The sequence below is a fragment of the Agromyces bracchium genome, from assembly GCF_009709675.1.
Classification (GTDB): domain Bacteria; phylum Actinomycetota; class Actinomycetes; order Actinomycetales; family Microbacteriaceae; genus Agromyces; species Agromyces bracchium.
In genome coordinates this window covers 72,035-83,040 of the sequence record NZ_WMLB01000006.1, presented here as the reverse complement: position 1 = coordinate 83,040, position 11,006 = coordinate 72,035, and the positions used below count along the sequence as shown (strand labels likewise).

Genomic DNA, 11,006 nt, shown 5'->3' with positions numbered 1-11,006 from the left:
CGTCCCCGATCTCGGGGGCGGGCCTCGTGGGCTTCCGGGATCAGGTCACGCGGTAGGCGGTGTACCGGACGGTGTCGGCGTCGCGGATGCACGAGGCGATGAACACGGAGCGTTGCAGGTGCGCGAGATGCGGGGCGGAGGTCTCGATCGTGACGGCGGTGCGGAAGTAGTAGGCCGAGGGGTCGACCGGGTCGCCGCGGAGCAGCGATTCGAGCACAGCCGGTTCGCCGGAGCGCACGCCGGCGACCTGGAGGTAGAGCAGGTCGCCGGTGTCGGTGCGCGCGGAGTAGCGTCCGTCGATCTCGAGCGTGCCGTCGGGTCGCACGAGCTGCCAGTCGGCGCCGCCGGGCAGGATCTCGCCGGTGATCGAGCCGGTGACCCGCCCGCCGGTGATCGAGATGACGCGACGGTGGCCGGCGCGGGTCGCGCCGTAGTCGTCGACGGCGCCGACGTGGACGACGACGTCGAAGGCCGCCGCGAGCGCGGGCACGGGGGGTGCGGGTTGATCGGTCATGCTCGCGCCCCCGTCGCCTCGCCCGCCGTCGTGTCGCCCGGGCTCGGGGCATCCGTCGCCGTGGTCTCGGCGTCGCCGTCGCCGTGCCGGAGCTCGACCAGGATGTCGCGCAGCCGCTCGAGCGCGGGCAGTGCGGCGTCGAGGGCGGCGAGGTCGTCGGCGGGCAGGGCGGATGCCGCGTCCGCGACGATCGCGGCCGAGGCCCGGTCGAAGCGGACGAACAGGTCGAGGGCCTGGGCCGAGGCCACGACGTCGACGCCGCGTCCGTCGCCGGCCCGCGGGGTGCGGGCGACGAGGCCGTCGCGTTCCATGCGGTTCAGCAGGTTGCTGACGGTCGGGCGGCCGAGGCCGAGTGACTCGGCGAGTTCGCTCGGCGACACGACCGCGCCGCGGGGGAGCGCGCGGATGACCTCGATCTGCGCGTCAGGCAGGTCGGGCAGTCCCTCGCGGCGGCGTGCGGCACCGAGGAGCGCGCGCCGGAGCGGGGAGATGACGGCGGCGAGCCGGGCGGCGTCGAAGCTCATGACGTCGCCTGCGCGTCGCGGGCGGCAGCCTCGACGCTCATCGACGCCCGCGAGTTGAGGACGTCGGGGTGGAAGCCCGCAGCGCGCTTGTACGCGGCGGCGATCTCGGCCAGTTCGTCCGCGGGGATCACGTCGTGGATGTCGGCGAAGCCCTCGGGCGCGCGCTCGTACGCGAGCTGCATCACCCGTTCGGGGCCGGTCTGCCGGGTCATCTCGAGGAGCTTCGCGGTGGCCGGTCGCCGGTCGGCCTCGTAGGCGTCGAGCGCTGCGGCGATGGTCGGGGCGGTCGCGAGGTGGAACGCGAGGGTGCGCGCGTCGAGGATCGCCTGCGATCCGCCGTTGGAGCCGTTCGGGTACATGGCGTGGGCCGCGTCGCCGACGAGGGTGGTGCGGCCGAAGGTCCACTGCGGGAGGGCGTCGCGGTCGACCATCGGGTACTCCAGGATCTCGTCGGCGGCCGCGATCGCGGCGGGCACGTCGAGCCAGTCGAACCGCCAGTCGCGGAACAGTTCGACGATCGGCGCCGGGTCGACCGCGCGGTTCCAGTCGGCGTCGGGTGAGCCCTCGCCGCGGCGTTCGGCGATGAAGTTCACGCGCTGCCGGCCGTCCGCGTCGGGCGCGCCCAGCGGGTAGGCGACGAACTTCTGGTCGCCGTCGCCGGCCATGATCATGGTCCGCCCGTCGAGGTAGCCGGGGATCACCGCGGTGCCCCGCCACAGCGTGAGGCCGCTCCAGGGCGGTGCGCCCTCGGCGGGGTAGCGGATGGCGCGCAGCGCCGAGTGGATGCCGTCGGCGCCGATCACGATGTCGCCCGTGGCATCCACGGCGCCTGACGCCGTCTCGAAGGTCGCGGTAGCGGCATCCGCACCCTCGGACACGCCGACCAGGCGGTGGCCGGTCTCGATCACGTCGCCGAGCCGCTCGCGCACGAGGTCGACCAGGGCGAGCTGCAGGCGGCCGCGGTGCACCGACAGCTGCGGCCACCGGTATCCCGCGTCGAGCCCGCGCGGCTCGGACCAGATCGGCTGACCGTGCCGGTTGTAGTACGCGAGCCGTGACGGTCCGACGCCGAGGGCCTCGATGCGGTCGGCGACGCCGAGCTCGGTGAGCTCGCGCACGGCGTGCGGGAGCAGGTTGATGCCGACCCCGAGACCGCGGATCTCGGGGGCGCGCTCGAAGATGCGGATGTCGCGGATGCCGGCGGCCTCGAGGCTGAGGGCCGTGGCGAGCCCGGCGATGCCGGCTCCGACGATGACGACGTTCACGGTGCTGTGCTCCTGACTGCGCGACCACGTCGGCGCGCTGCAAGTAGTTTTGCATGTGAACTATCGAACGGTCCAGCCCTCGGATCGACTGTCGTCGCGGGGCAGTGCTCAGGGAAGCCCGTTCACCGCCACCCGAGCGCGGGTGCGACGTGGGTCAGGATCGACTCGAGCACGTGGGCGTTGTAGTCGACGCCCAGCTGGTTCGGCACCGTGAGCAGCAGCGTGTCGGCGGCCGCGATCGCCTCGTCCTCCCGCAGCTGCTCGACGAGCGCGTCGGGTTCGTCGGCGTAGCTGCGGCCGAAGACGGCGCGGAAGTCGTCGATCACGCCGAACTGGTCGGACCGGTCGCCGCCGCCGACGAAGTACCTGCGGTCCAGGTCGTTCACGATCGCGAAGATCGACCGGCTCACCGAGACCCGCGGCTCTCGTTCGTGCCCGGCCTCCGCCCAGGCGGCGCGGTACGCCTCGATCTGCTTGCGCTGCTGCACGTGGAATGGCTCGCCCGACTCGTCCTCCTTGAGCGTCGAGCTCATGAGGTTCATGCCCTGCTCGGCCGCCCACACGGCGGTCGCGTCGGACCCTGCGCCCCACCAGATGCGGTCGCGGAGCCCGGGCGACTGCGGCTGGATGCCGAGCGGGCCGGGATGCGGGTTCGGGAACATCGGGCGCGGGTTCGGCTCGGCAAAGCGCGCACCGTCGATCACCTGCAGGAACACCGTCGTGTTGTTCCGCGCGACGTCGGCCATGGTCGAACCCTCAGGGGCGGCGTAGCCGAAGTACCGGTAGCCGTCGATGACCTGCTCGGGCGACCCGCGCGAGACGCCGAGCTGCAGCCGGCCGCCGGAGATGAGGTCGGCCGCGCCGGCATCCTCCGCCATGTAGAGGGGATTCTCGTAGCGCATGTCGATCACGCCGGTGCCGAGCTCGATCCGGCTCGTCTTCGCTCCGGCCGCCGCGAGCAGCGGGAACGGGCTGCCGAGCTGGTTGGCGTAGTGATGCACGCGGAAGTACGCGCCGTCGGCACCGACTTCCTCGGCCGCGATCGCGAGGTCGATCGACTGCAGCAGCACGTCGGACGCCGATCGCGTCTGCGAGCCGGGCGAGTTCGACCAGTGTCCGAACGACAGGAATCCGATGCGCTTCACGATGCCCTCCGTGGTCGGGCGCCGGCACGGTCGCGGGCCCCCGAACATCATCGCGCACCGTGCGTGCGAGTCGCCGCTCGCATCGTGCAGGATGTCCCGTGGACGGGTGCCACGCCCATGACACCCCCGTGCCCTACTGTCATCCCATGGGCACGACGGCGTCTGCGTACCTCACCGGCTTCGGCCGGTACCTTCCGGGCGATCCGGTCGACAACGACGGCATCGTGGCGCGACTCGGGGGCGACGACCCGGTGACCGCGCGCATCCGCGGCATGATCCTCGAGCAGAACGGCATCCGGCAGCGGCACTACGCGCTCGACGACGACGGCGAACCGACCGAGCTGAACGAGGAGCTCGCCGTCAAGGCGCTCCGCGCGGCACTCGACGACCGCGGCATCCGCCCCGACGACCTGCGCATGCTCGCGACCGCGACGACGATCGGCGACGTGCTCGTGCCGGGCTTCGCGTCGATGGTGCACGGCCGACTCGGCGGCGGGCCGATGCAGCTGCTGTCGGCGTCGGGCGTGTGCGCCTCCAGCCTTCAGGCGCTCGACGCGGCCGTGAGCAAGGTGAAGCTCGGCGAGCACCCGCGCGTCGCGGTCGTGGGGTCCGAGCTCGCGAGTCGCAGCCTCCGACAGCGCCGGTTCGACGGCATCCGCGCCGGGATGGACTCCCACTTCCTCCGCTGGATGCTCTCCGACGGCGCAGGGGCAGTGGTCGTCGAGTTCCAGCCGCACCCCTCCCGGCCGTCGCTCCGCGTCGACTGGGTGCGGCACGTCTCGCTCGCCCACGAGCACGACGTGTGCATGCGTGCCGGCATGGACGGGCTCGAACCCGAGGTCGGCCGCACCTGGCAGGACGTCGGGATCGGCGACGCCGAGGCATCCGGGATGTTCGTCTTGAGACAGGACGTGAGCGTGCTCGACGACCTCGCCGGCGCGGGACTCCGCGAGTTCGAGCAGCTCGTCGACATCGGCCTCGTCGATGTCAGCCACCTCGACCACGTGGTCTGCCACTACAGCACGAACGCGTTCCGCGACCTCGCGTTCGACGGGCTCCGGAAGCGCATCCCGACGCTCGACACCGACCGCTGGTTCTCGAACCTCGAGACCTGCGGCAACACGGGCGCCGCCAGCATCTTCATCGCCCTCGAGGAGGCGTGGCGCACCGGCCGGTTCGCGCCCGGCGAGACGATCCTGCTCGCCGTCCCCGAATCGGGGCGCTTCTCGTTCGCCTTCGCCCACCTCACCGTGGTCGCCCCACCCGATCAGCAAGGAGCCTCGACATGACGACCGACACGACGACGCCCGCACCCGCCGCTGCCGAGACCGCGATGACGGATGCCTCGGGCGCGCCCTCGCCCGCCGGCCCCGCCGCGCTCTCCGACCGGCTCGCCGAGGTGTGGATCGAGCTCGAGGAGCGCCTCGACCGGGTGCCGATCCTCCGCGCGCTCGACGAGGGCACCGTGACCATCGACGACTACAGGCGGCTGCTCTTCAACCTGCGCCAGCAGGTCGTCGACGGCTCGCCGTGGATCAGCCGCGCGGCATCCAACTTCGACATCGACCACTTCACGCTGCGCGCGGCGGCGATCAAGCACGCCGAGGAGGAGCACCGCGACTACCTCATGCTCGAGCGCGACTACGTCGCGATCGGCGGGTCGCTCGACGAGCTCCGCGCCGGCCGGAAGAACCTCGGCTCCGAGGCGCTGTCGGGCTACATGTTCACCTACGCCGATCGTCCGAACCCGGTGGGGCTGCTCGGCGCGATGTTCATCATCGAGGGCCTCGGCGCGAAGCGCGCAGCGGGCTGGGCCGCGCGGTTCCAGGAGGTGCTCGGGCTCGCCGACAACCAGGTGCACTTCATGCAGTACCACCAGGAGGCCGACGGCGCGCACACCGGCGACCTCGAGGCGATCCTCGACTCGGGCATCATCGACGACGCGGCCGCCGACGAGATCGTGCGCTGCGCCGAGGTGGTCGCGCGGCTCTACGCGCTGCAGCTCGAAGAGCTGGACCGCTGACGTGCCCAAGGTGCCGAGCCTGCCGAAGGTGCCGAAGGTGCAGGTGCCGCGGGTCCCCGAATACGTCCGCTCCGACCCGAGCATGTGGCAGGCGGTCTACGCCGACCCGTCGGTGCCGCTCGACCGCGCGCTCGTCCGGCAGATCATCAACGACCAGCGGCGGCTGTCGCGGCGGTGGCTCTACCCGATCGCGCGGATCGTCTCGCGCGTGCTCGTCGCGCTCATCTCGGTCGTGAAGCGCGTGCTGCCGTTCCGGTGGATGCCGCTGCACACCATGGACGTCCTGTGCGTGTGGTTCCTCCGGCGGTTCGTCTCGCCCGACGCCGTCGACCTGCTGATCCGGCACTTCGTCGTCGAGACGAACCTCGTGAACTTCATCATCCGGAACACCCCGGTCGACATGGAGCCCGTGACGCTCCGGCCCGAGGCGCTCTCCGGACTCGGCGACCAGGCGGTCGTCGAGCACGACGTCAACGTCTACGACGTGCTCATCGCGCTCGACGACGTACCGCTCGTGAAGCCAGAGACGCTCGACTTCTCGCAGCTCGACGTGCCGCCGCTCGACGCCGAGCGCGGTCGCCGCCGGCTGCTCCGGCTCGACATCCAGACCGCGCTCTGCTTCATGAACGTCCCGTTCTCGATGGCGCTCACGGTCGAGGAGTACCGCCGCGCGGTGCACTCCATCCGCTTCGACGACTCGTTCCTCGAGATCCTCGCGCTCGTCACCGACGACGACACGTTCCGCCACTGGAAGCTCGCGGGCATGAGCCTCTGGATGGACTCCAACGTCGACGTGCCGCGCATGGTCTACCGGCACGCGCTCGTGTGCGAGTACGCGCACGCCCGGCTCGTGAAGCTCGCCGGCGGCGCGTACCCGCGCGACACCGCGGCCGCGTTCGACTGACGACCCGCCGGTCGGGCGGCCGAGCAGACGACGGATGCCTCGGGGCCCGCGCCCCGAGTCATCCGCTCGCCGTCTCGCCGCGGCGCTCGCGCCCGGCACCCGGGTCGAATACGCAGGAAGATCCGGTCGATGGTCCCCGGGTGGGTCCCATCGACCGGATTCTCCTGCGAACTCAGCTGGGCGACGCCTACGCCGCCTTGCGCCGGTAGATGCGCATCGCGAACGCGAACGCGACGGCCATGATGCCGACGAGCCACGCGAGCGCGACCCAGATGTCGGTGCCGACGGGCTGGCCGGCGAACAGCGCTCGCGTGGTGTCGACGATCGAGGTGACCGGCTGGTTCTCGGCGAACCAGGCGACGGGCCCCGGCATCGAATCGGTCGGCACGAACGCCGAACTGATGAACGGCAGGAAGATCAGCGGGTAGCTGAATGCGCTCGCCCCGTCGACGGTCTTCGCCGAGAGGCCCGCGATCACGGCGATCCAGGTCAGCGCGAGCGTGAACAGGACCAGGATGCCGATCACTGCGAGCCACGCGCCGACGGATGCCCCGGTGCGGAACCCCATGATGAGGGCGACGCCGATGACGATCGCGACCGACACCAGGTTGGCGACGAGCGAGGTGAGCACGTGCCCCCAGAGCACGCTCGACCTCGCGATCGGCATCGACTGGAAGCGCTGGAAGATGCCGCCCTGCAGGTCGAGGAACAGTCGGTACGCGGTGTACGCGACGCCCGACGCGATCGTGATGAGCAGGATGCCGGGGAGCATGTAGTCGATGTACGACTCCGTGCCGCCGGTCTGGATGGCGCCGCCGAACACGTACACGAACAGCAGCATCAGCGCGATCGGCGTGACCGCGGTCGTGATGATCGTGTCGGGACTGCGGACGATGTGGGTCAGCGATCGCGCGGTGAGGACGCGGGTGTCGCTGAGGACGTGGGCGGTCATCGTGACTCCTTCGTGGTCTTCTCGCCGACCAGGGCGAGGAAGACCTCTTCGAGGCTCGGCTGCTTCTCGACGTACTCGACCTTCGCCGCCGGGAGGAGGCGCTTGAGCTCGGCGAGCGTGCCGTTCCGGATGATCACGCCCTCGTGCAGGATCGCGATCCGGTCGGCGAGCTGCTCGGCCTCGTCGAGGTACTGGGTGGTGAGGAGCACCGTCGTGCCGCCGTCGGCGAGCGCCTTCACGGTCTGCCACACCTCGATGCGCGCCTGCGGGTCGAGCCCGGTCGTCGGCTCGTCGAGGAAGATGACCGGCGGGTCGCCGATCAGGCTCATCGCGATGTCGAGGCGCCGGCGCATGCCGCCCGAGTACGTCGCCGCCCGGCGGTCGCCGGCGTCGGTCAACGAGAAGCGGGCGAGAAGGTCGTCGGCGATGCGCCCCGGGTCCTCCAGGTGGCGGAGCCGCGCGACGAGCACGAGGTTCTCGCGGCCGGTGAGCACCTCGTCGACCGCCGCGAACTGCCCGGTGAGGCTGATCGAGCGGCGCACGTCGCCGGGGGACTCCGCGACGTCGAACCCCTGCACGGTGGCGGTCCCGCCATCCGCCTTCAACAGCGTCGACAGGATGTTCACGAGCGTCGTCTTGCCGGCGCCGTTCGAGCCGAGCAGGGCGAAGATGCTGCCCTTCTCGACGTCGAAGTCGACGCCCTTCAGCACGTGCACGTCTTTGAACGACTTCTCGACGCCCTGCACGCGGACGGCCGGTACGGCCGGTGCGCCCGGCCGCGGGGCGGCGGGTTGGGTTGCGGTGGTCATCGGTCGTCCTTCCCCTCGAGGTCCTCGATGGTCTTGGTGAGGCGGTCGCGCTCCTTGTCGATCCAGCGCGTGCCGACGTAGGCCTCGGTGAAGGCCTCGGCGAAGGCGACCGGGTCGTCGCCGACGATGTCGCTCACGGGCGTCTCGTCGGCCGCCGCGCGCTCCCAGAGGTCGGCGAAGTCGCCGAGCATGGTGACGAGGGTGTCGCCGTCGGTGATGCCCCCGTTGACCATGAAGTACCGCTCGAATGCCTTCGCGGCGGCGGCGTAGGGCTCGGGGAGCGCGGCGACGCGCGCCTTGTACTGCCGGTACTGCTTCTTCTGCTCGAGTGAGCCCGTGAGCGCTTCGATCCACTTCGCGGCCATGGTCACTTCTCCTCTTCATTGGACTGGTCTGATTCGGGGAGCTCGTCGGCGCCGACGGAATGCCGGATGCCGTGGAGCTGTTCGATGCGCGCGGCGAGGAAGCTCCAGGTGCTCCAGAACTCGTCGAGCGAGTCGCGGCCCCGCGCGTTGAGGGAGTACACCTTGCGTGGCGGCCCCTTCTCGGACGGCACCTTCTCGACATCAACGAGCCCGCGCTGCTCGATGCGCACGAGCAGGGCGTAGATGGTGCCCTCGGCGATGTCGGTGAAGCCCTGCTCGCGCAGCCACGAGGTGATCTCGTAGCCGTACGCCGGCCTGCCGGACAGGATCGCCAGGACGATGCCCTCGAGCGTGCCCTTCAGCATCTCGGTCGCCTGCTTGCCCATCGCCGCTCCTCGACTATTCAGTGTTGCTGAGTACTGGTACATAGTAAGCATGAGTACCGGTAGATAGCAACACTGAATACCGAAATCGAGACGGATGCCTCGTGGCCGGACGTCCGGCACCTTCTCAGGCGGGGGTGCGCGGTGCGCGAGTAGTCTGAGCGGACGGGTCGCGGCGCGATGCTCCGGCACACGACGACGAGGCCGACCCGACGGGCACGAACCACGATCCATCGCCCGAACGGAGCTGCGAACCGATGACCTGGGACGACGACGCGACCGGCGACGACCGGCGCGAGCCGAGGTCGAGGCCGTCCGCACGAGAGGTCCTCCTCCAGGTGGCGGGCTACCTCGGACTCGTCACCGCGGTCGTCGCGCTCGTGGTCGGCGCCGTCTTCGCGGTGACCGTCTGGGGCGTCGCGGCGAAGCCCGGCGGGTTCGCCGCACCGTCGGCGGCCGGCCGGGGCGCACCGCTGCCGCCGGTGACCTCGTCGACGTCCGACGGCGACGCGGATGCGGCTGCCCGTACGGAGGCGGCCGACGACCCGAACGCCGTGACCGGCTCGGAGGTCGCACCCCTCGTCGAGCCCGAACCCGAGGTCGAGGCTGCGCCCGTGGTCGAGGGCGACTGGCTCTCGGTCGTGTCCGACGCGACCGGCATCCCCGCTCGCGCGCTCGCAGCGTACGCGCTCGCGCACGTGGCGATCGCCGCGGAGGAGCCGCAGTGCGGCGTGGACTGGACGACGATCGCGGCCATCGGCGCGGTCGAGTCGGGTCACGGCAGCCACGGCGATTCGGAGCTCCAGGCCAGCGGGCAGGTGACGCCGAAGATCCTCGGTCCGGCCCTCGACGGCGATGGAGTGGCCGCCATCCACGACACCGACGGCGGCGCCCTCGACGGCGACGCCACGTGGGACCGCGCAGTCGGGCCGATGCAGTTCATCCCCTCGACGTGGGAGCAGTGGGGCGCCGACGCCAACGGCGACGGCGTCGCCGACCCGAGCCAGATCGACGATGCCGCGTACGCGGCCGCCCGGTACCTGTGCGCGTCCGGTCCGATGACCAGCCCGGAGGGATGGCGCGGGGCCGTCTTCTCGTACAACCACCTCGAGTCGTACGTCGACAAGGTCGCGGGCATCGCGAACGGCTACGCCGACGCGCTCGGCTGACCTCGACGGGCGGCCTCGCCGCTTGCGGCTGAGGACTCAGCCGCCGCCCGCCGCGACCACGTCGGCCGCGCGGAGCGTGCGCGCGTAGTCCTCCTTCAGCACCGCGAGGTGGAACCACGCCTCGGTGTGGCTGACGCCGGGGAGGGCGCGGATGCGCTCGAGGCTCGCGTAGAGGGCGCCGGCCGACGGCTCGACGAGGGTCATGATGAGGTCGAACCGGCCGAGCGTGCGGGCGGCGAAGTCGACGCCGCGCCAGGTGCGGATCGCCGCGATGATCGCCTCGTCGTCGCCCGCGAGGTTGAGGCCCACGCCGAGCGAGAGCTGACGGTGCACGAGGCCGCGCGCCTCGACCGCGCTGATCTTGATGACGCCCGCCGAGATGAGCCGCTCGACCCGGGTCGCGACCGCCGACGGCGAGAGCCGCACGGTCTCGCCGAGCGCCCGGAAGCTCGCGCGGCCGTCGCGCTGCAGCTGCTCGATGAGCGCCGCGTCGGTCGCGTCGATCCGCAGCCCGCCGCGGTACTCCGAGACGAAGAACCCCTTGATCACCGTCGAGTAGATGAGCGTGTTGATGTCGACGACGCCCGGCAGTGCGCGGATCTGGGCGAGCAGGTGGTGAAGGGCGGGCATCGACCCGAGGCGGATCTCGGTGACGAGGTCGTGCACGCCGCCGACCGCCGAGACGAGCACCGTCTCCGCGAGGCCGCGCAGGTGCTCGGCCACGGGCTCGGTCGTGCCGTCGGTGCGGATCGACACGTGGGCGAGCACGTTCTGGCCGAGGAACTCGGGGTCGACCGCGGCGACGACGCGCACGGTGCCGTCGGCGAGCATCGCGCGCAGGCGCCCCGACACGGCGGCGCGCGACTGTCCGAGCGCGGCCGCGAGGTCGTGGATGCTCGCGCGTCCGTCGTCCTGCAGGGCCCGGACCAGCTCCGCATCGAAATTCACCATGC

The 11,006-nt window shown here is 71.3% G+C and carries 13 protein-coding genes; 4 read left to right on the top strand and 9 right to left on the bottom strand.

What is annotated here, in order from left to right:
• Positions 1-40: 40 nt before the first annotated feature.
• The 4 genes from GJ743_RS01635 to GJ743_RS01620 form a co-directional block, all read right to left on the bottom strand.
• Positions 41-514, bottom strand: coding sequence for a DUF3237 domain-containing protein (locus GJ743_RS01635; protein ID WP_155050192.1), 474 nt, complete (start codon positions 512-514; stop codon positions 41-43).
• Entirely contained in the window at positions 511-1,038 is a 528-nt protein-coding gene (locus tag GJ743_RS01630; protein ID WP_155050191.1) for a MarR family winged helix-turn-helix transcriptional regulator, read from the bottom strand. Before GJ743_RS01630 ends, GJ743_RS01635 begins: the two co-directional genes overlap by 4 nt.
• Positions 1,035-2,303 (bottom strand): flavin-dependent oxidoreductase, encoded by a 1,269-nt coding sequence (locus GJ743_RS01625; protein ID WP_328288683.1) that lies wholly within the window; start codon positions 2,301-2,303, stop codon positions 1,035-1,037. Before GJ743_RS01625 ends, GJ743_RS01630 begins: the two co-directional genes overlap by 4 nt.
• Positions 2,304-2,425: 122 nt before the next feature.
• Positions 2,426-3,448: an LLM class flavin-dependent oxidoreductase gene (locus GJ743_RS01620; protein ID WP_328288682.1), complete on the bottom strand. Its 1,023-nt coding sequence runs from the start codon at positions 3,446-3,448 to the stop codon at positions 2,426-2,428.
• Between the two features lie 146 nt (positions 3,449-3,594).
• On the opposite strand from GJ743_RS01620, the gene GJ743_RS01615 reads away from it, so the two are divergent.
• The 3 genes from GJ743_RS01615 to GJ743_RS01605 are packed head-to-tail and all read left to right on the top strand — an operon-like array spanning position 3,595 to position 6,375.
• Complete coding sequence (locus GJ743_RS01615; RefSeq protein WP_155050190.1) at positions 3,595-4,737, top strand: 3-oxoacyl-[acyl-carrier-protein] synthase III C-terminal domain-containing protein; 1,143 nt, start codon at positions 3,595-3,597, stop codon at positions 4,735-4,737.
• Positions 4,734-5,471, top strand: a complete 738-nt coding sequence (locus GJ743_RS01610; RefSeq protein ID WP_155050189.1) for an iron-containing redox enzyme family protein — start codon at positions 4,734-4,736, stop codon at positions 5,469-5,471. Before GJ743_RS01615 ends, GJ743_RS01610 begins: the two co-directional genes overlap by 4 nt.
• Before the next feature lies 1 nt (position 5,472).
• Positions 5,473-6,375, top strand: coding sequence for a DUF6999 family protein (locus GJ743_RS01605; RefSeq protein ID WP_328288681.1), 903 nt, complete (start codon positions 5,473-5,475; stop codon positions 6,373-6,375).
• Between the two features lie 187 nt (positions 6,376-6,562).
• Here the strand turns inward: GJ743_RS01605 and GJ743_RS01600 are convergent, their stop codons facing one another.
• From GJ743_RS01600 to GJ743_RS01585, 4 genes are read right to left on the bottom strand one after another with little or no spacing between them, the layout of a single operon-like run.
• Positions 6,563-7,327, bottom strand: coding sequence for an ABC transporter permease (locus GJ743_RS01600; RefSeq protein ID WP_155050188.1), 765 nt, complete (start codon positions 7,325-7,327; stop codon positions 6,563-6,565).
• Positions 7,324-8,136, bottom strand: a complete 813-nt coding sequence (locus GJ743_RS01595; RefSeq protein WP_155050187.1) for an ABC transporter ATP-binding protein — start codon at positions 8,134-8,136, stop codon at positions 7,324-7,326. Before GJ743_RS01595 ends, GJ743_RS01600 begins: the two co-directional genes overlap by 4 nt.
• On the bottom strand, positions 8,133-8,501 hold the full coding sequence (locus GJ743_RS01590; RefSeq protein ID WP_155050186.1) for a DUF1048 domain-containing protein: 369 nt from the start codon (positions 8,499-8,501) through the stop codon (positions 8,133-8,135). The genes GJ743_RS01595 and GJ743_RS01590 overlap by 4 nt, the downstream gene beginning before the upstream one ends.
• 2 nt (positions 8,502-8,503) lie before the next feature.
• Positions 8,504-8,887, bottom strand: coding sequence for a PadR family transcriptional regulator (locus GJ743_RS01585; RefSeq protein WP_155050185.1), 384 nt, complete (start codon positions 8,885-8,887; stop codon positions 8,504-8,506).
• 254 nt (positions 8,888-9,141) lie between these two features.
• Between GJ743_RS01585 and GJ743_RS01580 the strand changes: the two genes are divergently transcribed.
• Entirely contained in the window at positions 9,142-10,053 is a 912-nt protein-coding gene (locus GJ743_RS01580) for a lytic transglycosylase domain-containing protein (protein WP_155050184.1), read from the top strand.
• A 36-nt stretch (positions 10,054-10,089) separates the two neighbouring features.
• On the opposite strand, the gene GJ743_RS01575 is transcribed toward GJ743_RS01580, so the two are convergent.
• Positions 10,090-11,004, bottom strand: coding sequence for an Lrp/AsnC family transcriptional regulator (locus tag GJ743_RS01575; RefSeq protein ID WP_155050183.1), 915 nt, complete (start codon positions 11,002-11,004; stop codon positions 10,090-10,092).
• Between the last annotated feature and the right edge of the window lie 2 nt (positions 11,005-11,006).

Excerpts from the sequence above, each read along its gene's own strand:
- GJ743_RS01635 (WP_155050192.1), bottom strand. The coding sequence starts at position 514 with ATGACCGATCAACCCGCACCCCCCGTGCCCGCGCTCGCGGCGGCCTTC.
- GJ743_RS01630 (WP_155050191.1), bottom strand. The coding sequence starts at position 1,038 with ATGAGCTTCGACGCCGCCCGGCTCGCCGCCGTCATCTCCCCGCTCCGG.
- GJ743_RS01615 (WP_155050190.1), top strand. The coding sequence starts at position 3,595 with ATGGGCACGACGGCGTCTGCGTACCTCACCGGCTTCGGCCGGTACCTT.
- GJ743_RS01610 (WP_155050189.1), top strand. The coding sequence starts at position 4,734 with ATGACGACCGACACGACGACGCCCGCACCCGCCGCTGCCGAGACCGCG.
- GJ743_RS01600 (WP_155050188.1), bottom strand. The coding sequence starts at position 7,327 with ATGACCGCCCACGTCCTCAGCGACACCCGCGTCCTCACCGCGCGATCG.
- GJ743_RS01595 (WP_155050187.1), bottom strand. The coding sequence starts at position 8,136 with ATGACCACCGCAACCCAACCCGCCGCCCCGCGGCCGGGCGCACCGGCC.
- GJ743_RS01590 (WP_155050186.1), bottom strand. The coding sequence starts at position 8,501 with ATGGCCGCGAAGTGGATCGAAGCGCTCACGGGCTCACTCGAGCAGAAG.
- GJ743_RS01585 (WP_155050185.1), bottom strand. The coding sequence starts at position 8,887 with ATGGGCAAGCAGGCGACCGAGATGCTGAAGGGCACGCTCGAGGGCATC.
- GJ743_RS01580 (WP_155050184.1), top strand. The coding sequence starts at position 9,142 with ATGACCTGGGACGACGACGCGACCGGCGACGACCGGCGCGAGCCGAGG.
- GJ743_RS01575 (WP_155050183.1), bottom strand. The coding sequence starts at position 11,004 with ATGGTGAATTTCGATGCGGAGCTGGTCCGGGCCCTGCAGGACGACGGA.